The sequence below is a fragment of the Achromobacter sp. NCFB-sbj8-Ac1-l genome, assembly GCF_052695805.1.
Map to the genome: position 1 here is coordinate 1,529,314 of NZ_CP199812.1, position 22,593 is coordinate 1,551,906.

The 22,593-nt window shown below is 66.0% G+C and carries 17 protein-coding genes; 14 read left to right on the forward strand and 3 right to left on the reverse strand.

The window, feature by feature from the left end; genetic code table 11:
* Positions 1 to 205: 205 nt before the first annotated feature.
* A complete protein-coding gene (locus ACUDP5_RS07035) occupies positions 206 to 1,411 on the forward strand; it encodes a urate hydroxylase PuuD (RefSeq protein ID WP_445658446.1) in 1,206 nt (401 codons plus the stop codon).
* Positions 1,412 to 1,476: 65 nt separating this feature from the next.
* Here the strand turns inward: ACUDP5_RS07035 and ACUDP5_RS07040 are convergent, their stop codons facing one another.
* Complete coding sequence (locus ACUDP5_RS07040) at positions 1,477 to 2,493, reverse strand: 1-aminocyclopropane-1-carboxylate deaminase (protein WP_263910602.1); 1,017 nt, start codon at positions 2,491 to 2,493, stop codon at positions 1,477 to 1,479.
* Between the two features lie 191 nt (positions 2,494 to 2,684).
* Between ACUDP5_RS07040 and ACUDP5_RS07045 the strand changes: the two genes are divergently transcribed.
* From ACUDP5_RS07045 to ACUDP5_RS07105, 13 genes are all read left to right on the forward strand, one after another.
* A complete protein-coding gene (locus ACUDP5_RS07045) occupies positions 2,685 to 3,155 on the forward strand; it encodes an Lrp/AsnC family transcriptional regulator (RefSeq protein ID WP_263910603.1) in 471 nt (156 codons plus the stop codon).
* Positions 3,156 to 3,483: 328 nt separating this feature from the next.
* A complete protein-coding gene (locus ACUDP5_RS07050; RefSeq protein WP_445658447.1) occupies positions 3,484 to 6,351 on the forward strand; it encodes a 2-oxoglutarate dehydrogenase E1 component in 2,868 nt (955 codons plus the stop codon).
* Positions 6,352 to 6,451: 100 nt separating this feature from the next.
* Positions 6,452 to 7,684, forward strand: coding sequence for a 2-oxoglutarate dehydrogenase complex dihydrolipoyllysine-residue succinyltransferase (gene odhB / locus ACUDP5_RS07055; protein WP_263910605.1), 1,233 nt, complete (start codon positions 6,452 to 6,454; stop codon positions 7,682 to 7,684).
* A gap of 117 nt (positions 7,685 to 7,801) precedes the next feature.
* Entirely contained in the window at positions 7,802 to 9,229 is a 1,428-nt protein-coding gene (gene lpdA / locus ACUDP5_RS07060; RefSeq protein ID WP_175195853.1) for a dihydrolipoyl dehydrogenase, read from the forward strand.
* Positions 9,230 to 9,310: 81 nt separating this feature from the next.
* The gene (gene zapE, locus ACUDP5_RS07065) at positions 9,311 to 10,402 is read left to right on the forward strand and encodes a cell division protein ZapE (RefSeq protein WP_263910607.1); all 1,092 of its coding nucleotides are present in this window, start codon (positions 9,311 to 9,313) and stop codon (positions 10,400 to 10,402) included.
* Between the two features lie 121 nt (positions 10,403 to 10,523).
* Entirely contained in the window at positions 10,524 to 11,057 is a 534-nt protein-coding gene (locus ACUDP5_RS07070) for a sigma-70 family RNA polymerase sigma factor (RefSeq protein WP_263910609.1), read from the forward strand.
* A complete protein-coding gene (locus ACUDP5_RS07075) occupies positions 11,050 to 12,018 on the forward strand; it encodes a FecR domain-containing protein (protein ID WP_263910610.1) in 969 nt (322 codons plus the stop codon). The genes ACUDP5_RS07070 and ACUDP5_RS07075 overlap by 8 nt, the downstream gene beginning before the upstream one ends.
* An 88-nt stretch (positions 12,019 to 12,106) precedes the next feature.
* A complete protein-coding gene (locus tag ACUDP5_RS07080; protein ID WP_445658448.1) occupies positions 12,107 to 14,617 on the forward strand; it encodes a TonB-dependent siderophore receptor in 2,511 nt (836 codons plus the stop codon).
* A gap of 145 nt (positions 14,618 to 14,762) precedes the next feature.
* Complete coding sequence (locus tag ACUDP5_RS07085; RefSeq protein ID WP_445658449.1) at positions 14,763 to 15,395, forward strand: DUF4198 domain-containing protein; 633 nt, start codon at positions 14,763 to 14,765, stop codon at positions 15,393 to 15,395.
* 23 nt (positions 15,396 to 15,418) lie between these two features.
* Entirely contained in the window at positions 15,419 to 15,700 is a 282-nt protein-coding gene (locus tag ACUDP5_RS07090; protein WP_445659137.1) for a DUF3649 domain-containing protein, read from the forward strand.
* A complete protein-coding gene (locus ACUDP5_RS07095; RefSeq protein WP_445658450.1) occupies positions 15,697 to 17,325 on the forward strand; it encodes a PepSY-associated TM helix domain-containing protein in 1,629 nt (542 codons plus the stop codon). The genes ACUDP5_RS07090 and ACUDP5_RS07095 overlap by 4 nt, the downstream gene beginning before the upstream one ends.
* 6 nt (positions 17,326 to 17,331) lie before the next feature.
* Positions 17,332 to 17,655: a DUF3325 domain-containing protein gene (locus ACUDP5_RS07100; RefSeq protein WP_025140117.1), complete on the forward strand. Its 324-nt coding sequence runs from the start codon at positions 17,332 to 17,334 to the stop codon at positions 17,653 to 17,655.
* 104 nt (positions 17,656 to 17,759) lie between these two features.
* Entirely contained in the window at positions 17,760 to 19,112 is a 1,353-nt protein-coding gene (locus ACUDP5_RS07105) for a tryptophan--tRNA ligase (RefSeq protein WP_263910617.1), read from the forward strand.
* A 103-nt stretch (positions 19,113 to 19,215) separates the two neighbouring features.
* Here ACUDP5_RS07105 and ACUDP5_RS07110 read toward each other — a convergent pair whose 3' ends face one another.
* Together ACUDP5_RS07110 and tex are read right to left on the reverse strand one after the other, a co-directional pair.
* Positions 19,216 to 19,719, reverse strand: a complete 504-nt coding sequence (locus tag ACUDP5_RS07110; protein ID WP_263910619.1) for a hypothetical protein — start codon at positions 19,717 to 19,719, stop codon at positions 19,216 to 19,218.
* Positions 19,720 to 20,070: 351 nt separating this feature from the next.
* Positions 20,071 to 22,452, reverse strand: a complete 2,382-nt coding sequence (tex, locus tag ACUDP5_RS07115; RefSeq protein WP_263910620.1) for an RNA-binding transcriptional accessory protein Tex — start codon at positions 22,450 to 22,452, stop codon at positions 20,071 to 20,073.
* Positions 22,453 to 22,593: the final 141 nt, after the last annotated feature.

A 22,593-nucleotide genomic window follows, 5' to 3' on the forward strand; every position in this document is an offset into this window, starting at 1 on the left:
CCTCGCGCATCAGGGTATTCCTGATGCGCGGCCGCGCCCGTCGGCATGGTTTCGTAAACAAAACCTGCATACAATCCTGTCGATCTCGATCGCAGCGGTGCGGGGCCTGCCGGCCTTGTGCGCGATCTGTCTTCTGCTTACAGCGCCCGCGGTGGTAGGCAGTGTGGCGGTGCCTTTGCCGGCCCGCCCGCTGCGAGGGGCATGAATGGAAAGCTACTACCTGGATTGGGTCAACCTGCTGCTGCGCTGGGCCCACATCATCACCGGCATCGCCTGGATCGGCACGTCGTTCTACTTCGTCATGCTGGACAACAGCCTGGAGAAACCGCGCGACCCGGAATCCCTTGAAAAAGGCGTGGGTGGCGAACAATGGGCGCTGCACGGCGGCGGCTTCTACAACATGCAGAAGTACGCGGTGCAGCCCAAGAAGCTGCCCGAACACCTGCACTGGTCGTTCCTGGAAAGCTACAGCACCTGGGTCACCGGCTTCCTGCTGTTCTCCATGTCCTATTTGTGGAATGCCAGCACGTACTTGATCGACCGCTCCAGGATGGATTGGGCGCCGTCGACCGCGGTGATCGTGGCCTTGGCCTTCTTCGTGGCGTTCTGGTTCGTGTACGACGGCATCTGTCGTCTGTTCGGACGCGGCAAGCACGGCGATCGCATCGTCGGCGTGCTGGTGGCCTTGTTCATCGTGCTGGCGTCGTGGCTGGCCTGCCACTGGTTCGCGGGCCGCGCCGCCTTCCTGCTGGTGGGCGCCATGATGGCCACCACCATGAGCGCCAACGTGTGCTTCTGGATCATTCCAGGGCAGCGCCGCAACGTGGCCGCGATGCGCGCGGGCAAGCCGGTGGATCCGGCCAACGGCCAGCGCGGCAAGCAGCGCAGCGTGCACAACACCTATTTCACGCTGCCGGTGGTGTTCGCAATGATGAGCAACCACTACAGCTTCACGTACACGCATGCCTACAACTGGATCGTGCTGCTGCTCATCATGCTGGGCGGCGCAGCCATCCGGCAGTTCTTCGTGGTGCGCCATCGCTTCAAGCTCGGCAATGCACGCAACCCCTGGCCTTATGCGTTGCTGGGCGTGGCCGTGCTGGGTCTGACCATCGTCTGGATGCAGCCTGCACCGATCGCTGCCGCCGTTGCGGCGCCGGCGCCGACCGCGGTGTCGTATGCCCAGGTGCGCCAGGTGTTCGAGCAACGCTGCCTCTTGTGCCATGGCGAGCAGGTGCAGATGAAGGGCGTGCGGCTGGATTCGCCCCAGCAGGTCGCCACCCATGCGCAGGCGGTGTACCAGCAGGCGGTGGTGTCCAGGATCATGCCGATGGGTAATTCCACAGGCATGACCGAGGACGAACGCGCGCTGCTGGGGGCGTGGTTCCAGGCCGGGGCCAAGACGCAATAGAAGGTCAGCGCAAATCTCCCGCGGGCCAGCCCATCGCGCCAAAGCCGGCCGCGCAGAATCCTGCCTCAGCCGTTGCGGTACAGAAAGCTGTAGGCGTTGATCGCCGGCACCCCCCCTAGATGCGCGTACAGCACCCGCGAGCCCGCCGGGATTTCCCCGCGGCGCACGATGTCCATCATGCCCTGCATGGATTTCCCCTCGTACACCGGGTCGGTCATCATGCCCTCCAGGCGGGCGCACTGGCGGATGGCGTCGTTGGTCTCGGCCGAGGGCAGGCCGTAGGCGGGGTAGGCATAGCGGGTGTCCAGCACCACGTCGCTGTCGGCGATGGGGCGGTCCAGGCCGACCAGGTCGGCGGTGCGCCGCGCAATGCGCAGGATCTGGGCGCGGGTCTGGTCGGGCGTGGCCGAGGCGTCGATGCCGATCACCCGGTCGGCGCGGCCGTCGGCGGCAAAGCCGACCACCATGCCGGCCTGCGTGCTGCCGGTGACGGCGCAGACCACGATGTAGTCGAACGTGAAGCCCAGTTCGGCCTCTTGGCGCCGGACTTCCTCGGCAAAGCCCACGTAGCCCAGCCCGCCCAGTTCGTGATCGGACGCGCCCGCCGGGATCGCGTAGGGCTTGCCGCCGCGTTTTCGCACGTCTTCCAGGGCCTCTTCCCAACTGCGCCGAAAGCCGATGTCAAAGCCCTGGTCCACCAGCCTCACATCCGCGCCCATCAGCCGGCTCATCATGATGTTGCCGACCCGGTCGTAGACCGCGTCTGAATAGTCGACCCAGTTTTCCTGCACCAGCACGCAGGCCAGGCCCAGCTTGGCGGCCACGGCCGCCACCATGCGGGTGTGGTTGGACTGGATGCCGCCGATGGTGACCAGGGTGTCGCAGCCTTGTTCCAAGGCCTGCGGAATCAGGTATTCCAGCTTGCGCAGCTTATTGCCGCCAAAGGCCAGGCCGCTGTTGCAGTCTTCGCGCTTGGCGTAGATCTCGACCTTGCCGCCCAGGTGGGCGGACAGGCGGTCGAGCTTCTCGATGGGGGTGTCGCCGAAGGTCAGGCGGTGGCGGGGAAAGCGTTGCAGATCCATGCGGGCTCCTGGAAGTCGGGGTCCGGGGCGAAGGGGCCGCGGATGGAAAAATCATAGGAATCGCAGGCTTTTGCGGTCAATTGCGTATTTTTTTTAAATAGAAGATTTAAATTTTCTTCATGGATTATTTTTGGATTTAATATTTATAAAAATAAGTATCCAAAGAAATTAAATTTTCAGGGACGCATCTAATGAATGCCACTGCCGGGCTGGATCGCATCGACCGCAACATCCTGCGTCTCTTGCAGCAGGACGCCCAGATCACCAACCTGGACCTGAGCGCGCGCGTGCATCTCAGCCCCGCGGCCTGCCTGCGGCGAGTCGAAAAGCTGAAGGCCGAGGGCATCATCAGGAAGACGGTCGCGCTGCTCGAACCCGCCGAGGTCGAGATGGCCACCCTGGTCATCGTGGGCGTGGTGCTGGACCGCTCCACGCCGGACTCCTTCACCGACTTCGAAGCGGCCGCGCGCGGCATCAGCGGCTGCCTGGAATGCCACCTGGTGGCGGGCGAGTTCGACTACTTCCTGATGCTGCGCATCCGCGACCTCGAACGCTTCAACAAGCTGCACGCGGGCGAGATCATCAAGCTGCCCGGGGTGCGCCAGATACGCACTTTTTTCGTGCTCAAAGAGATCCTGTCGACCACCGAACTGCCGGTGTGACGAGGCAAATGCACAACACCTGAACAACAGAGCGAAAAAAAATGCCGCAATGCGGCATTTTTGGTTAACGGAATTTGGTGGTGCGTAGACGGCGTAATTGCAGGGGTTCGACGGACATTCCAACACCGCATGAAGCCATTCCGCGAACGCTTTTGCGTCACGCAAACGCAAGAAGACGCCCTTAAACTCAAAGGGTTATACTTTCATCCATACGGCTATCAAGGCTTGTACGCGCCTTCTGCCCCTGCTATCCGCTCAACGGGAAGCCCGTGCCGCGGAAGGTTTTCCTGCATCGTGTCGAGTGAAGCACTCGTAAAGGTGAAGCGATATGTCTTCGGAAATAGAATCTCTATCCACGTCTTATCTCTTTGGGGGTAACGCCCCTTATGTTGAGGAGCTTTACGAAGCCTACCTCGACAATCCCGGTTCGGTACCTGACAACTGGCGCGAATACTTCGACCAGCTGCAACATGCTCCCGCTACCGACGGCCAGGAATCCACCCGCGACCAGGCCCACGCTCCCATCGTCGAATCGTTCGCCCAGCGCGCCAAGGCCAATGCCTTCGTGCAACGCACCGCCGAACCCGACCTGAGCGTCGCCACCAAGCAAGTGTCGGTGCAATCGCTGATTGCCGCCTACCGCTCGCTGGGCTCGCGCTGGGCTGACCTGGATCCGCTCAAGCGCCAGGAACGTCCCCCGATCCCCGAACTCGATCCGGCCTTCTACGGCCTGACCGAAGCCGATCTGGACCAGACCTACTCGGCCACCAACACCTACTTCACGACCGCCAGCACCATGACGCTGCGCGACATCCTGAAGGCGCTGCGCGACACGTATTGCCGCAGCATCGGTGCCGAATTCACGCATATCTCCGACCCCGCCGCCAAGCGCTGGATCCAGGAACGCCTGGAAACCACCCTGGGCGCGCCCGCCTACTCGGTCGAAGAAAAGCGCCACATCCTGCAGCAGCTGACCGAGTCCGAAGGCCTCGAGCGCTTCCTGCACACCAAGTACGTCGGCCAGAAGCGCTTCTCGCTGGAAGGCGGCGAAAGCTTCATCGCCTCGATGGACGAAGTGGTGAACCACGCCGGTGAAAACGGCGTCCAGGAAATCGTGGTCGGCATGGCCCACCGCGGCCGCCTGAACCTGCTCGTGAACATCATGGGCAAGATGCCCGGCGATCTGTTCGCCGAGTTCGAAGGCAAGCACGCCGAAGGCCTGACCGACGGCGACGTGAAGTACCACAACGGCTTCTCGAGCGACCTTTCGACCCGTGGCGGTCCCGTCCACCTGTCGCTGGCGTTCAACCCGTCCCACCTGGAAATCGTCAACCCCGTGGTCGAAGGCAGCGCACGCGCCCGCCAAGAGCGCCGCGGCGATGCCGAAGGCAAGCAAGTGCTGCCGGTGCTGGTGCACGGTGACGCGGCTTTCGCTGGCCAGGGCGTCGTGATGGAAACCCTGAACCTGGCCCAGACCCGCGGCTACGGTACGGGCGGCACGCTGCACATCGTCATCAACAACCAGATCGGTTTCACCACGTCCGACCCGCGTGACTCGCGTTCGACGCTGTATTGCACCGACGTGGTCAAGATGATCGAAGCGCCGGTGTTCCACGTCAACGGCGACGATCCCGAAGCCGTCGTGTTCGTCACCAAGCTGGCCCTGGACTACCGCCTGCAGTTCCGCCACGACGTGGTCGTGGACATCGTCTGCTTCCGCAAGCTGGGTCACAACGAGCAAGACACCCCCTCGCTGACGCAGCCCCTGATGTACAAGCGCATCGGCCACCACCCCGGCACGCGCAAGCTGTACGCCGACAAGCTGACCACGCAAGGCGTGCTGGCCGAAGGCGAAGCCGATCAACTGGTCAAGGACTACCGCCAGCTGATGGAAGACGGCCAGCGCACCATCGAGCCGGTGCTGACCGACTACAAGAGCAAGTACGCGATCGACTGGTCGCCGTTCCTGGGCGCCAAGTGGACCGACCAGGCCGACACCGCCGTGCCGCTGGCTGAACTCAAGCGCATCGGCGAACGCATCACCACCGTGCCGGAAGGCTTCACCGTGCACCCGCTGGTCGCCAAGCTGCTGAACGACCGCCGCACCATGGCCAAGGGCGAAATGAACCTGGACTGGGGCATGGGCGAGCACCTCGCCTTCGCGACCCTGGTGTCCTCGGGCTACGCCATCCGCATCACCGGCCAGGACTCGGGCCGCGGTACGTTCACGCACCGCCACGCCGTGCTGCACGACCAGAACCGCGAACGCTGGAACGACGGCACCTACATCCCGCTGCAGAACGTCTCGGAAGGCCAGGCGCCGTTCACCGTGATCGACTCCGTGCTGTCCGAAGAGGCGGTGCTGGGCTTCGAATACGGCTACTCCAGCGCTGAACCGAACACGCTGACCATCTGGGAAGGCCAGTTCGGCGACTTCGTCAACGGTGCCCAGGTCGTGATCGACCAGTTCATCAGCTCCGGCGAAGCCAAGTGGGGCCGCCAGTCGGGCCTGACCCTGATGCTGCCGCACGGCTACGAAGGCCAAGGCCCCGAGCACTCGTCGGGCCGCATCGAGCGCTTCCTGCAGCTGTGCGCCGACAACAACATGCAAGTGGTCCAGCCGACCTCGGCCTCGCAGATCTTCCACGTTCTGCGCCGCCAGATGATCCGCCCGTTCCGCAAGCCGCTGGTGCTGTTCACGCCGAAGTCGCTGCTGCGCAACAAGGACGCCGGTTCGCCCCTGACCGACCTGGCCGGCGGCAGCTTCCGCCCGGTCATCGGTGAAGTCGACGAGGCCATCGACGCCAGCAAGGTCAAGCGCGTGCTGGCTTGCTCGGGCAAGGTGTACTACGACCTGGTCAACGCCCGCCGCGAGCGTGGCGCCGACAACGTCGCCATCGTCCGCGTCGAGCAGCTCTACCCGTTCGCGCACAAGTCTTTCGAGACCGAACTGCGCAAGTACCCGAAGGCGACGGAAGTCATCTGGGTGCAGGACGAGCCGCAGAACCAGGGTGCGTGGTTCTACGTGCAGCATCACGTGTACGAGAACATGGTCGAAGGCCAGAAGCTGGGCTACGCAGGTCGCGCCGCTTCGGCGTCGCCGGCCGTGGGTTACCTGGCCAAGCACCAGGAGCAGCAGAAGGCCCTGATCGAAACGGCCTTTGCGCCCAAGTTCAAGGTCATGCTGACGAAGTAAACCCGCTGGATGCGCGTGCCGCGCGGCAAGTGGCTGGAACCCTGTTTCGACCCTTGCCGCGCCGTCCCCACAAGAACACACACTTTACGGAACAAACAAAATGGCTATCACCGACGTCGTCGTCCCCCAACTCTCTGAATCCGTTTCCGAAGCGACCCTGCTGACCTGGAAGAAGCAGCCCGGCGCTGCCGTCGAAGCGGACGAAATCCTGATCGAAGTCGAAACCGACAAGGTCGTGCTGGAAGTGCCGGCCCCCGCCTCGGGCGTGCTGGCTGAAATCGTCAAGGGCGACGGCAGCACCGTCACCTCGGGCGAAGTCCTGGCCCGCATCGACACCGCCGGCAAGGCCGCCGCCGCCGCGACCGCCCCCGCCGCCGAAGCGCCCAAGGCCGCGCAAGCCGCTGCCGCCCCGGCCGCCGCGGCCCCCGCCTCGACCGCCGCCGCTGGCGTGGCGTCGCCCGCCGCCGCCAAGATCCTCGCCGAAAAGGGCGTGGACGCCGCCAACGTGGCCGGCACCGGCCGTGACGGCCGCGTCACCAAGGGCGACGCCCTGAACGCCAGCGCCCCCGCCGCCAAGGCTGCGCCGGCCAAGGCCCCGGCTGCTCCCGCCCCGACCACGCTGTCGCTGGATGGCCGTCCGGAACAGCGCGTGCCGATGAGCCGCCTGCGCGCCCGCATCGCCGAGCGCCTGCTGCAATCGCAGCAAGAAAACGCGATCCTGACCACGTTCAACGAAGTGAACATGCAAGCGGTCATCGATCTGCGCAACAAGTACAAGGACAAGTTCGAGAAAGAGCACGGCATCAAGCTGGGCTTCATGTCGTTCTTCGTCAAGGCCGCCGTGGCCGCCCTGAAGAAGTTCCCGCTGATCAACGCCTCGATCGACGGCAAGGACATCATCTATCACGGCTACTTCGACATCGGTATCGCTGTCGGCAGCCCGCGTGGCCTGGTGGTGCCGATCCTGCGCAACGCCGACCAGCTGTCCATCGCTGACATCGAAAAGACCATCGCCGACTTCGGTCGCCGCGCTGCCGACGGCAAGCTGGGCATCGAAGAAATGACCGGTGGCACCTTCTCGATCTCCAACGGTGGTGTGTTCGGTTCGATGCTGTCGACCCCGATCATCAACCCGCCGCAATCGGCCATCCTGGGCGTGCACGCCACCAAGGACCGCGCCGTGGTGGAAAACGGCCAGATCGTCATCCGCCCGATGAACTACCTGGCCCTGTCCTACGACCACCGCATCATCGACGGCCGCGAAGCCGTGCTGGGCCTGGTCGCCATGAAGGACGCCCTGGAAGATCCGCAGCGCCTGTTGCTGGACCTGTAATCTCGGCGCCCCGCGCCCGGCGCCGCCGCGACCCTCGGTCCGCGGCGCCCGGCCGGCTCCGAGCCGGCTTGCGCGGGCCGGGGCGAGTTCCACATCCTCCTCATTCGCGAGAACACTATGTCCAAACAATTTGACGTCGTCGTCATCGGCGCGGGCCCCGGCGGCTACATCGCCGCCATTCGTGCCGCGCAGCTCGGCATGTCGGTGGCTTGCATCGACGCCTGGCAGAACGGCCAAGGCGGCCCGGCCCCCGGCGGCACCTGCACCAACGTCGGTTGCATCCCGTCCAAGGCGCTGCTGCAATCGTCCGAGCACTTCGAACAAGCCAACCACCACTTCGCCGAGCACGGCATCGAAGTCAAGGGCGTGAGCCTGAAGCTCGACACGCTGATCGGCCGCAAGAACTCGGTGGTCAAGCAGAACAACGACGGCATCCTGTACCTGTTCAAGAAGAACAAGGTCACCTTCTTCCACGGCAAGGGCGCGTTCAGCGGCCAGGTCGACGGCGGCTGGGCCATCAAGGTCACCGGCACCACCGAAGAAGACCTGGTTGCCAAGCACGTCGTGGTCGCCACGGGTTCGTCGGCGCGCGAGCTGCCCGGCCTGCCGTTCGACGAAAAGGTCGTGCTGTCCAACGACGGTGCACTGAACATCGGCGCCGTGCCCAAGACGCTGGGCGTGATCGGCGCGGGCGTGATCGGCCTGGAAATGGGCAGCGTGTGGCGCCGCCTGGGTTCGGAAGTCACCATCCTGGAAGCGATGCCGGAATTCCTGGCCGCCGCTGACGCGCAAGTGGCCAAGGAAGCCCTGAAGGCCTTCACCAAGCAAGGCCTGAACATCCAGATGGGCGTCAAGATCGGCGAGATCAAGGCGACCGCCAAGTCGGTGACCGTGCCCTACGTCGACGCCAAGGGCGCCGAGCAGAAGCTGGTCGTGGACAAGCTGATCGTCTCGATCGGCCGGGTGCCCTACACCGGCGGCCTGAACGCCGACGCCGTGGGCCTGAAGCTGGACGAACGCGGCTTCGTGGCCGTGGACGGCGACTGCAAGACCAACCTGCCCAATGTCTGGGCGGTGGGCGACGTGGTGCGCGGCCCGATGCTGGCGCACAAGGCCGAAGAAGAAGGGGTGGCGGTTGCCGAGCGCATCGCCGGCCAGCATGGCCATGTCAACTTCGACACCGTGCCGTGGGTGATCTACACCTCGCCGGAAATCGCCTGGGTCGGCAAGACCGAGCAGCAACTCAAGGCCGAAGGCCGCGAGTACAAGGCCGGCAGCTTCCCGTTCCTGGCCAACGGCCGTGCCCGTGCGCTGGGCGACACCACCGGTTTCGCCAAGGTGATCGCCGATGCCAAGACCGACGAGGTCCTGGGCGTGCACATCGTGGGTCCGATGGCCTCGGAGCTGATCTCGGAAGCCGTGACCATCATGGAATTCCGTGGCGCCGCCGAAGACATCGCCCGCATCTGCCACGCACATCCGACGCTGTCGGAAGCCGTGAAGGAAGCGGCGCTGGCCGTCGACAAGCGCGCCCTGAACTTCTGATCCTGCGCCGCGCTGTCGCATAGCCAAGGGGGCGGGTTCTCGGACCCGCCCTTTTTTTCATCCGCTTGACCTGCCCCATCCATGAACGTCCGCGAATACTACGAACATGCCCTGGCCGAACGCGGCTACAAGCCCGATGCCGCCCAGAAAAAGGCGATCGACCGGCTGCAGCGCTATTACGACGAATGGGTCAAGTTCAAGGCGATGCGCTCGAACGCGCTCAAGAAGCTCTTGAACCGTCCGGACGTGCCGCGCGGCGTGTACCTGTGGGGCGGGGTGGGGCGCGGCAAGAGCTTCCTGATGGACGCCTTCTACGCCACCGTGCCGGTGGTGCGCAAGACGCGCCTGCACTTTCACGAGTTCATGCGCGGGGTGCACCGCGAGCTCGAAGAAGTGAAAGGCATGCAGGATCCGCTGGACGAGGTGGCCAAGCGCGTGGCCAAGCGCTATCGCCTGATCTGTTTCGACGAATTCCACGTGTCCGACGTGGCCGACGCGATGATCCTGCACCGCCTGCTGTTCAAGCTGTTCGAATACGGCACGTCGTTCGTGATGACGTCCAACTACGAGCCGTCCACGCTGTACCCGGACGGCCTGCACCGCGACCGCGTGATGCCGGCGATCGAACTGATCCAGGCGCGCATGGACGTGATGAACGTCGATGCCGGCGTCGACTATCGCCGCCGTTCGCTCGAACAGGTGCAGTGCTACCACTCGCCGCTGGACGAACACGCGCAACAGGCGCTGCAAGAGGCCTTCAACACCCTGGCCGATACGCCGCCGCAGGAACCGCTGCTGCATATCGAGCACCGCGAGATCCGCGCGCTGGCGCTGGCCGGTTCGGTGGTGTGGTTTGACTTCGCCACGTTGTGCGGCGGCCCCCGTTCGCAGAACGACTACCTGGAGCTGGCCAACCGCTTCCATGCAGTGATCCTGTCGGGCGTGCCGCGCATGGGGCCGCGCCAGGCTTCCGAGGCCCGTCGCTTCACCTGGCTGATCGACGTGTTCTACGACCACAAGGTCAAGCTGATCATGTCGGCCGAATGCGAGCCCGAAGAGATCTACACCGAAGGCGCGCTGGCCAATGAGTTCCACCGCACAGTCTCGCGCATCCTGGAAATGCAGTCGCGCGAGTACCTGGAATCCGAACGCCGCCTGACCGTAACGTTGTAGTTATGCCGCACGCGTCCGTCGCCGGTGCGGGCGCGGCGCGATTTGCCTGCTTAAAATTAGTAATGCAAGTCATTATCAATTAACATTTGAAGACTCCAGGTCCCCGCGCCGCAGTCTTCACGTGTCTTCCACTTTCGTTTCCTCGCCGGCTTCTCACGCCGATGTTCCCGCCACGCACGTCGACGGCCTGTATCGGGACCATCGGCCATGGCTGTTCGGCTGGCTGCGCCGCAAGCTGGGTTGCGCGCATCGCGCCGAAGACCTGGCGCAAGACGTGTTCGTGCGCGTGATGCAGGGGCGCAAGAGCGTGCGCGCGGACGATGCGCGAGCCTTGCTCACCACCATCGCCAAGGGCCTGGTGGTCGATCACCAACGCCACGCCGCCCTGGAAAACGCCTATCTGGCCTACCTGGCCGGCATGCCCGAGGCCTATGCGCCGTCACCCGAGACCCAGGCCGAGCAGATGCAGGCGCTGATGCAGCTGGACCGCCTGCTGGACAGCCTGCCGCCCAAGGCGCGCTCGGCTTTCCTGCTGTCGCAGCTGGATGGGCTGACCTATCCCGAGATCGCGGCGCGGCTGGGCGTGTCGCTCAGTTCGGTCCAGCAGTACATGGTGCGGGCGATGTCCGCCTGCTATATGGCGTTCTATGACTAGCGCCGCCAACCGCGCGGGGGCCGCGCCGGCCGACCCGGTGGTGCGCCAGGCCATTGCCTGGTGGGCCAGGCTGCAGTCCGGCGTGGACGTTGCCGCCGAGCGCGAGGCCTGTCATGCCTGGCTTGCGCAGGATCCCGCGCACCGCCAGGCCTGGGAGCGGCTGGAAGCCATCGGCCGCGATGCCCGGCGGGTGCCGGCCGCACTGGCCCATGTGGCGCTGGACGGTCCGGCGTCGTCCGGGCGGCGCAATGTCCTGCGCGCCACGCTGTCGTTGGCCGGAGTAGGGGTGGCGGTCTGGGCCGGCTACCACCACACGCCGTGGCAGCGCCTGGCCGCGGACCTGAGCACGGGCGTGGGCGAGCGGCGCTCGGTGGCGCTGGCCGACGGCCTGAGCGTCACCCTGAACAGCGACAGCGCGCTGCGCTTGCGGCTGGATGGCGCAGCGCGTGGCATCCATCTCTTGCGCGGCGAAATCCTGGTCAACGCGCAATCGCGCCCGGGTGCCGCGGCGCTGCGGGTGGACACCGGCTATGGCGTGCTGGTGGCCGAGCAGGCGCGCTTTGACGTGCGCCGCACGGGCAGCGGCGCCCGCCTGGGTGTGTACGCGGGCAGCGTATCGCTGCAGCGTGACGGACAGGCCGCGCAGGCCGAGGCGGGCGAGCGGCTGCACTACGGTGACCACGACAGCATCGAGCGGCATGCCGCCGACCCGGACCGGCTCGCCTGGGTCGATGGCCTGGTGGTGGCCAAGGACTGGCGGCTGGATTATTTCGCGCAGTACCTGGCACGCCAGCGCGTGGGGGTGATCCGGGTGGATCCGGCGGTGGCCGGGCTGCGGTTGTCGGGCGTGTTTCCCCTGGACGACGCCGAGCGCGCGCTGAAGGCGCTGGAGCCGGCCCTGCCCATCGTGGTGACCCGTCACACGCAGTACTGGCTGCAGGTCGGGCCGCGCGAGACCTGACCGTTACAACTTTTTTTCACGTCGTCCTGCAGGTTTTTGATTCCCGTACGGAAAGGCAGAGATAGAGACCTACGTACAGGGAGTTTTCGTGTCCGCTTCATCTTGCCCGCGCCTGGGCGCTACCTTGACCACCGGCCGCCTGGCCGTGCTTGCCGCTACCTGCGCCGGGGCCTTGCTGGCCGCCGCGCCCGCCGCCTGGGCCCAGCCGGCTCCCGCCGAGTCGCAAGCGCCCCGTTCCTTCCAGATCGCCCCGGGCCCGCTGGCTGATGCGCTGACCCAGTTCGCGCGCAGCGCGGGCGTGGTGCTGTCGTTCGATCCGGCCCAGGTGCGTGGCCTGCGCTCGGACGGGCTGGACGGCGCCTATTCGGTGGGCGCCGGTTTCGCCCGCATCCTGTCGGGCAGCGGTCTGCAGGCGCGCGGTCAGGCGGGCAATACCTGGACGCTGGTGCCGGCGCCGTCCGCGCCGGTGGGCGGGACCCACACCCTGGCGCCCGTGACGGTGTCGGGCAATTCGATCAGTGCATTGGCCCCCACCGTGGGTTATGTGGCCGGCGCCAGCGTCAGTGCCACCAAGACCGACACGCCGCTGATCGAGACGCCGCAATCGGTGTCGGTGATCACCCGCGAGCAGATCTCGGAGCAGGGCGCGCAGACGCTGAACCAGGTGCTGCGCTACACCCCGGGCGTGGCCACGGAATCGCGCGGCGCCACCGCCACGCGCCTGGACCAGTTCAACGTGCGCGGCTTCTCGGCCTCGACGTACCTGGACGGCTTGCGCGTGTTCGGCGGCCGCGATGCGCTGCCGCAGGTCGATGCCTACCGCCTGGAACGCGTGGATGTGCTGAAAGGCCCCGCGTCGGTGATGTACGGCCAGGGTGGCCCCGGCGGCGTGGTGAACCAGGTCAGCAAGCGGCCGCTGGAAGAAGCCCAGCGCGAAGTCGAGCTGCAGGTCGGCAACTATGACTACCGGCGGGCCAACGTCGATTTCGGCGGTCCGCTGGATGAGGAAGGCAAGTACCTGTATCGCCTGGTGGGTTCGGGCTACATGTCCGACGGCCAGGTCAAGGACACCAAGGAGCGCCGCTATTTCGTGTCGCCGGCCTTCACCTGGAAGCCCAGCGGCGACACCTCGCTGACCGTGCTGACGAACTTCCAGCGCGATCCCGACATGGGGTCGTATGGCAGCGTGTCGCCGATGCGCACGCTGTTCTCGGCGCCTGATGGCAAACGCCTGGGGCCGGACTACTACGACGGCGACGCCAACTTCGAAAAGAGCGACCGCAAGAGCTATTCGCTGGGCTACGTGCTGGACCACCGTTTCAACGACACGTTCAAGGCCTCGCAGAGCCTGCGCTGGACGCGTTCCGAAGCGCAGTACCGCAGCATCTACGGCGCGTCCACCGCCAACTACGGCTACACCGACAAGCGCTACCTGTACCAGCAGCGTGCTTCGATCGCCACCGACGTGGATGTCGGCGCGCTGACCATCGACAACAACCTGCAGGCGCGTTTCGACACGGGCAAGTTCGGCCACACCGTGCTGCTGGGCTTTGACTACCAGCACGTCAAGACCGACACGCTGTCGGGCTTTGGCACGGCGCCCGCGCTGGAGGTGTTGAACCCGGACAACCACCAGAACATCCCGAGGCCGGCGTTCTCCACCGATGCCACCAACAAGCAATACCAGACCGGCCTGTACTTCCAGGATCAGATCAAGATCGACCGCCTCTCGGTGCTGCTGGGCGGGCGCTACGACTGGTCGCGCAACGTCGGCGAGACCACCACCATCGCCACCGGCCGGGTCGCGCCGTCGTCGTTGAGCGCCGAGGCGTTCACCGGCCGCTTCGGGGTGATCTACAACTTCGACAACGGCGTGGCGCCGTACTTCAGTTATTCCGAATCGTTCGAGCCGCAGTCGGGCACGGGCTGGAACAATGCGCCGTTCAAGCCGATCGAGGGCAACCAGTACGAGGTGGGCATCAAGTACCAGCCGCCGGGCAGCGCCACGATGCTGTCGGTGGCGGCGTTCGACATTCGCCGCGAGAACATGACCACCACCGATCCGGATCCGACGCACCTGTGCGGCACGTCCAACGCCCGCTGCCAGGTACAGGCGGGCGAACTGCGCACGCAGGGCATCGAGCTGGAAGCCAAGACCGAGCCCATGCGCGGCCTGACGCTGCTGGCCGGCTACTCGCTGCTGGACAACGCCTATTCCAAGGCCAACCCCAACCTGACCGGCTTCAACCTGAAGGGCAAGTCGCCGGTGGGCGTGCCGTCGCAGCAGGCGTCGGCGTGGGCCCGCTATCAGCTGCAGGGCGGTCCGCTGGCCGGCCTGGGCGTGGGGGGCGGCGTGCGCTACATCGGCTCGTCCTACGTGGATGACGCCAACACCATCAAGGTGCCGTCGGTCACGTTGTTCGACCTGATGCTGGATTACGACCTGGGCCGCATGTCCCCCTCGCTCAAGGGCATGCAGGTGGCGCTGAACGTGCAGAACCTGTTCGACAAGGAATACATCGCCTCGTGCTCGGGCGATTCGTGGTGCTGGTACGGCTACCAGCGCTCGATCAAGGCCAGCCTGCGTTATCGCTGGTAAGCCTGGCCCCCGGGACCCGCTCAGGATCGCGGGTGTCCGGGGCGAGTACTTTTTCGTAGTGAGAATGGTTATAATTCAGACCCTGCCGACACCCCATCCGCCGCGGGGCGGGCCCAGATCGGCGCAGACAACAGGAAAATCGACAATGAAATTCGCAAGGACTTTGGCAGCCATCGCGCTGCTGGGCAGCGCCGGCGCGGCGCAGGCGCACTTCGTCTGGCTGGAGCGGGCCGATCAGGGCCCGGCGAAAGCCTACTTCGGCGAATGGGCGGACGACCTGCGCGAAAAGCGCGATGGCCTGCTGGGCAAGGTGCTGGTGGCGCCCGTGGTGACCGGCGCCGACGGCAAGGCGCTGAAGGCCTCGGCCGAAGGCGCGGATTTCGTCGAGTTTCCCGCCAGCGGCAAGGGCGACGTGCGGCTGTCGCAGCCGATCCAGTTCAAGGAAACGCTGATGCAGTACGGCGCCAAGGCCGGCCGCAACGACACCGAAGGCAAGCTGGACCTGGAACTGGTGCCGGCCGCCGCGGGCAGCAACACGTTCGTGCTGCACTTCAAGGGCAAACCCCTGGCCAAGACCGAAGTCACCGTGTTCGGTCCGCCCAAGTGGGAAAAGCGTTTCCACAGCGACGCAGACGGCCGCATCGAGATCACCACCCCGTGGCCGGGCCAGTACGTGCTGGAAGCCGCCCACGTCGTGGAAGAGGCCGGCCAGACCGACGGCAAGGCCTATACCAAGGTCCGCTACGTTTCCACCCTGACCTTCAACGTGAACAAGTGAAAGCTCCCGCAGCCGGCGCAGGCATGATGCGCTACCGTTTTGCCGTGGCCTCCCGGACGGTGGCCGCCATTCTTGGCGGCTACGGCCTGGCCTCGGCGGCTGCGGCCTGCCTGGCTGTGTGGCTGCCTTTGCAACGGGCCGACGCCGTCGTCACGGCACAGATGCTGTCCTTCGTGGTCTACACCTGTGGCGTGATCTGGGTGTTTGCCACCCGCAACGCCTGGCGCGCCTGGGCGGGCATCGTGCTGCCGGCAGCGGTCTTTGGCGGCCTGTTCCTGGCCCACGGGCTGGTGGGGGCTGCATGAAACCGAACACCGGAAAAGCGCAAGGCGAAGAAGGCCTGCGCCAATCCATGTCGTGGCTGCACACCTGGTCGGGGTTGATCTTCGGCTGGGTGCTGTTCGCGATGTTCCTGACCGGCACGCTGGCATTCTTCCGACCTGAGATCACCCGCTGGATGCAGCCGGAAATCCAGGCGCAGAAGGCGCCCGTGCTGGAGTCCGTGACGCTGGCACAGCGTTACCTGACCGAGCACGCGCCCGACGCCAAGCGTTGGTTCATCACGCCGCCGTCGGATCGCGAGCCGGTGATCTCGATGCTGTACCAGGTGCCCAAGCCCAAGCCTGGCGAGCGCGGCTTCGTGCGCGTCAAGCTCGATCCGCACACGGGTCAGGCGGTGCAAGGGCGGGAAACACGCGGCGGCGACTTTTTCTACCGGTTCCACTTCGAACTGGAAACCGCGTTCCCGTGGGGCCGCTGGCTGGCCAGCATCGCCGGCATGTTCATGCTGGTGGCCATCATCAGCGGCATCATCACGCACAAGAAGATCTTTGCCGACTTCTTCACCTTCCGGCCGAAGAAGGGCGGTCAGCGCGCCTGGATGGACGGCCACAATGCACTGTCGGTGCTGGGCTTGCCGTTTCACCTGATGATCACCTTCAGCGGGCTGGTGCTGTTCATGACCATGCTGATGCCCGCCGGGATCCTGGCGGTGTACGAAAACCCGCGCCAATATACCGACGACGTGTTCGCGTCGTTCAAGGTCACGCCGCCGCGCAACGAGCCGGCGCCGCTGGTCGACATCGCCCCGCTGGTGGACCAGGCGCAACAGCGCTGGCACGGCCGGGTGGGCCGCGTCACGGTCAACAATCCCGGCGACGCGGGCGCCACGGTCACGGTGACCCGCGACGCGGCCGATGGCGTGTCCTACGGCCGGCTATCGCCCTATCTGCGTTTCGACGGGGTGAGCGGCGCCGTGCAGGAAGGGCAGGATGAACTCAGCCCCACCGTGCGCACAGCCGGCGTGATCGTCGGCCTGCACCTGGGCCTGTTCGCCGAACCGCTGCTGCGCTGGTTGTATTTCCTGGTCAGCCTGGCCGGCACCGCCATGGTCGGCAGCGGCCTGGTGCTGTGGATTTCGAAGCGGCGCCAGAAGGCGCGGCCCGGCGCGCGCGAAGCCTTTTCGCTGCGGCTGGTGGACGGCCTGAATGCCGGCACCATTGCCGGCCTGTTCATCGCGGTGGCCGCGTTCTTCTGGGCCAATCGCCTGCTGCCCGTCGACCTGCCCGGCCGTCAGCTCTGGGAAACGCGCGCGTTCTTCGCCGCCTGGGGCCTGTCGCTGGTGTATGCGTTCGTGTTCCAGAAGCGCAAGTGGCAAGACCTGCTGTCCGCGGCTGCCGCGTCGCTGGCGCTGGTGCCGGTGGTCAATGCGTTCACCACGTCCCGCCACCTGGGCGTGTCGTTGCCGGCCGGCGACTGGGTCATGGCGGGGTTCGACCTGACCTGCCTGGCCGGGGCGTTGCTGCTGGCCTGGATGGCGCGCAAGGCTGCGCGAGCCCGCAAGGCGCCGTCCAAGACGGCTGCGAAGGCCTCCGTCCGGACGGCCGGCCATGCGCATCCCACTTCCGAAGCCGCCTATGAACCGAGGTGATACGCCATGACGCTTGCCGCCTTCTGCCTGGCCTACGCAGGGTTCTCTGCCCTGTGCCTGGGCATGGACCGTCACTACGAAGACCTGTTCGACCGTGCCTTGCCGCGACGCCACCGGCTGCCGCTGCGGGCATTTGGCTGGGGGGCACTGGCCCTGTCGCTGTGCGCGTCGGCCGCGGTCTGGGGCTGGAGCTACGGCACGGTCGAATGGATCGGCATTCTCAGCATCGCGGGCCTGCTGCTGATCTGGTTCCTGACCTTCCGTCCGCGCGCCGCCCTGACGGCGGGCGGCCTGTGCGCGCTGGCCGCGCCGGTGCTGGCCGTCCTGTAGGCGCCGGCACGGCGCCAGCCAGCCGGGGGCGGTCTGTCGCAGGCAGGGCACGGGCGCGCGGCACGTTACACTGGGCCTTTCTCCACGCAACCGCCTCATCGTCCATGAATACCCGCGTCCTCACTGGCATCACCACCTCCGGAACCCCCCACCTTGGCAACTACGCTGGCGCGATCCGCCCCGCGGTCCAAGCCAGCACGCAGCCGGGTGTCGACGCGTTTTTCTTCCTGGCCGACTACCACGCGCTGATCAAGTGCGATGACCCGGCCCGCGTCGCCCGCTCGCGGCTCGAGATCGCGGCCACCTGGCTGGCGGTCGGGCTGGACCCCGAACGCGTCACGTTCTACCGCCAGTCCGACATTCCCGAAATTCCCGAGCTGAGCTGGCTGCTGACCTGCGTCACGGCCAAGGGCTTGATGAACCGCGCGCATGCCTACAAGGCGTCGGTCGACCAGAACGTGGCCAAGGGCGTGGACCCCGACGATGGCGTGACGATGGGGCTGTTCTCTTACCCGGTGCTGATGGCGGCGGACATCGTGATGTTCAACGCCAACAAGGTGCCGGTGGGCCGTGACCAGATCCAGCATCTGGAAATGGCGCGCGACATCGCCCAGCGCTTCAACCACTTGTACGGCCGCGACTACTTCACGCTGCCCGAGGTCGCCATTGAAGAAGACGTGGCCACCTTGCCGGGGCTGGACGGCCGCAAGATGTCCAAGAGCTACAACAACACGATTCCGCTGTTCGAAGGCGGCGCCAAGGCGCTGCGCGCCTCGATCATGCGCATCGTGACCGACTCGCTTGAACCGGGCCAGCCCAAGGATGCCGAAGGTTCGCACCTGTACACCATCTACCGCGCCTTCGCCACGCCGGCCGAGGCCGCCGCGTTCCGCAAGCAGCTCGAAGAAGGGCTGGGCTGGGGCGAGGCCAAGCAGGCGCTGTACGACCATCTGGAAAACCTGCTGGCGCCGATGCGTGAGCGCTACTTCGACCTGATGGCCAACCCCGGCCGCATCGAAGACGTGCTGCAGGCCGGCGCCGTCAAGGCTCGCAAGCTGGCCGTGCCGATGATGCGCGAACTGCGCGAAGCCGTGGGCCTGCGCAACCTGAACGCGCAGGCGCCGGCCAAGAACTCGCAGGTCAAGAAGGAAAAGGGCAAGGGCGCGCGTTTCGTCAGTTTCCGCGACGAAGAGGGCAGCTTCCGCTTCCGCCTGTTGGCGGCCGACGGCGAAGAGCTGCTGCTGTCGCAAGGCTTTGCCGACCCCAAGGAAGCCGGCGCGCTGATGCGCCGCCTGCAGTCCGAAACGCCCGACACGGTGCTGCAAGCGACCGACGCCGGCCCGGCGGCGGTGCTTGACGGCGTGACCGTGGCCACGGCACCGGCCGGCGCCCAGGGCGATGCCCAGGCCTTGCTGGCCAAGGCCCGCGAGGCGCTGGTGTCGATGTCGCAGGAATGATCGCGGCGCAGGCAGCGCGCATTGCGCCGCTTGCAGAGGTCCGCCGCCAGGGTCAGGGCGCCGCGTCAGCGGCGCCTTTTTCTTGGGACCGGGTGGCGCTGGTTCAGCGCGTGACGCTGCTCACGATGCGGCCGTCGCGCACCTGGAAGCGCTGAGCGCTGCCCTGGCCCGCGATCTCCAGCATGTCGCCCGACGAATAGCCGGTGACGTTCGGGCAGTCCAGCCATTCCGGGTTGATGAACGGAAAATACTTCAGCGTGCCGCTGCCCTGGCTGGCGAAATCGAAGGTGGTGTTGGCGACGACTTCCGGGTCCCACTGGCTGGCGTCGAAGATCAGCGCGCAGCCAGCGCCGATGCGGTAGACGATGCTGGCGCCCATGCTGGCAAAGCCCAGCGCACCCACGTGCAGTTGCGCGCCGTTGACCAGTTCGATGACGCGGCTGCCCAGGCGTTCCAGGGTGATGTGCTTGAAAGTGACTTCGGCGCCGTCCACGGTCAGGTGGGCGTACTGGCCCAGCGTGACTTCGTTGTACGCGCCGCTCAGGCTGGCTTCTTTTTCGGTAATGGTTGCCGCTTCATTGGCGGCAAGCGTAAGGGTATTGCGCATGGCGGATGGATCTCCGGTCTCTCAGGGTATGGCGCATGTTGTTCTTGTACTTCTACCCGATAGACGCTTGCGCCGCCGCTCGCCTGATCGTGGGTCTGCCTTCGCCGCGTGGGTCCGATGCCAACGGCGTTTTATTATTTGGACACAATTCGATATTTTCTCTTATTTTTGTTGCGGCAGGCTTGAGGGATCGCAAGGAAATCCATGCATTGCGGGAAAGTCCTTAGTTGAATGACGACGCTGAAATGACGCCCTGAAATGACGCCCTGAAATGACAACCGGCGCCTGAGCGCCGGTTGGAGTCCTTCGTGTCGCATCCTGGCCGCCTGGTGATGGGCGGCCAGCGCGGGTTCAGCGTTTGAGCTTGGCAAAGGCGTCGGCCATGGCGCTGTTCATCGCGGCGCCGCCGCCCGCGTTGCCGCGGCCGCTGTCGCCTTGCGGACGGCGGCCGGGGCGGTCGCCGCCCTTGGCCGGGGCGTCCGAGCCGCGTCGTGCGGGCACGGCGGCGTCGTTCATGCGCATGGTCAGGGCCACGCGCTTGCGCGCCACGTCCACTTCCAGCACCTTCACGCTGACCGTCTGGCCCACGCGCACGACGTCGCGCGGATCCTTCACGAATTTCTCGGCCAGCGCCGAAATGTGGACCAGGCCGTCCTGGTGCACGCCGATGTCGACAAACGCGCCGAAGTTGGCCACGTTGGTGACGACGCCTTCCAGCACCATGCCCGGGAACAGGTCGTTCAGCGTCTCGACGCCTTCCTTGAACTGCGCGGTCTTGAATTCCGGGCGTGGATCGCGGCCGGGCTTTTCGAGTTCGGCGAAGATGTCGCGCACCGTCGGCAGGCCGAAGCGTTCGTCGGTGAAGTCGGACGGCGACACGCCCTTCAGGGCATCGCGCTGGCCAATGATCTGCTTCACTTCGGCCTTGATCTTGGCGACGATGCGCTCGACCACCGGGTAGGCTTCCGGGTGCACCGACGAGGCGTCCAGCGGGTTGTCGCCGTTGGGAATGCGCAGGAAGCCCGCAGCCTGTTCAAAGGCCTTGTCGCCAAAGCGCGGCACCTTGCGCAGGATGTCGCGCGTGGGGAAGGCGCCGTTTTCGTCGCGCCAGGCCACGATGTTCTTGGCCAGCGACGAGTTCAGGCCCGACACGCGCGCCAACAGCGCGGCGGACGCGGTGTTGACGTCCACGCCGACGGCGTTCACGCAGTCTTCGACCACGGCGTCCAGCGAACGGGCCAGCTCGCGCTGGTTGACGTCGTGCTGGTATTGGCCCACGCCGATGGCCTTGGGATCGATCTTGACCAGTTCGGCCAGCGGGTCCTGCAAGCGGCGCGCGATGGACACGGCGCCGCGCAGCGTCACGTCCAGGTCGGGGAATTCCTGGGCGGCCATCTCGGACGCCGAGTACACGGATGCACCGGCCTCGGACACGACCACGCGGGTGACCTTCAGGTCAGGGAAGCGTTCCATCATGTCGCCCACCAGCTTCTCGCTTTCGCGCGAGGCGGTGCCGTTGCCGATGGCGATCAGGTCGACCTTGTGGCGGGCCACCAGCGCGGCCAGCGTATTGATGGTGCCGTCGCGGTCGCGGCGCGGTTCGAACGGGTAGACGGTGGTGGTGTCGACAACCTTGCCGGTCTGGTCGATGACCGCCACCTTGCAGCCCGTGCGGATGCCCGGATCCAGGCCCAGCACGGCCTTGGGGCCGGCCGGCGCGGCCAGCAGCAGGTCTTTGAGGTTGGCGGCGAACACGCGGATGGCCTCGGCCTCGGCGGTTTCACGCAGGCGGCCGATCAGCTCGCTTTCGAACGCCGTGACCAGCTTGACGCGCCAGGTCCAGCGGCACACTTCGCCCAGCCAGCGGGCGCGCGGCGAGGCGTCCAGTGCGAACAGGCCATTGCCCAGCTTCAGGAAGTTGGCCACGCGTGCGACGCAGGGGTGCGGCAGTTGCGCTTCGAGTTCGGCTTCCAGGCCCAGGCGGATTTCCAGGACGCCTTGCTGGCGGCCGCGCAGCAGCGCCAGGATGCGGTGCGAAGGCAGCGTGCGCAGCGGTTCGCTGAAGTCGAACCAGTCGCGGAAGTTGGCGCCTTCGGTTTCCTTGCCGTCGACCATCTTGGAATACAGCAGGCCGGTGGACCAGAGATGCTCGCGCATGTCGGCCAGCAGGTCCGCGTTTTCGGCGTAGCGCTCGGCCAGGATGTCGCGCGCGCCATCCAGCGCCGTCTTGGCGTCGTTGATCGCGGCTTCGGGATTCAGGTATTGCGCGGCCAGCGCGGCCGGGTCGCAAGCCGTATCGGCCAGGATGGCGTCGGCCAGCGGCTCCAGGCCGGCTTCGCGGGCGATCTGGGCGCGCGTGCGGCGCTTGGGCTTGTACGGCGCGTACAAGTCTTCCAGGCGCTGCTTGGTATCGGCGGTGGAGATTTCCTGCTGCAGTTCGGGCGTGAGCTTGCCTTGCTGCGAGATGGATTCGAGGATCGCGCCACGGCGTTCTTCGAGCTCGCGCAGATAGCCCAGGCGCACTTCCAGGTTGCGCAGGACGGTGTCGTCCAGGCCGCCGGTGGCTTCCTTGCGGTAGCGCGCGATGAAGGGCACGGTGGCGCCGTCATCCAGCAGTTCGACCGCCGAGGCGATCTGGGAGGCGCGTGCGCCGAGCTCGGTGGCGAGCTGGGCAACGATACGGGCATTGTCGACGCCGGCGGCGACGTTCGTGATAACGGAAGTTTCAGACATCTCGATACGACGGCAAAAAGGAAAAACAAGGGGCGGATTGTGCCATAAGCCACTGTTACAGAACGTGCCAGGGGTGACCGATCCGTCCCTGCGAGCAGGGGCGACCGCGACACGGCAACCGGAAAAGCGCGGCCGCAGCGG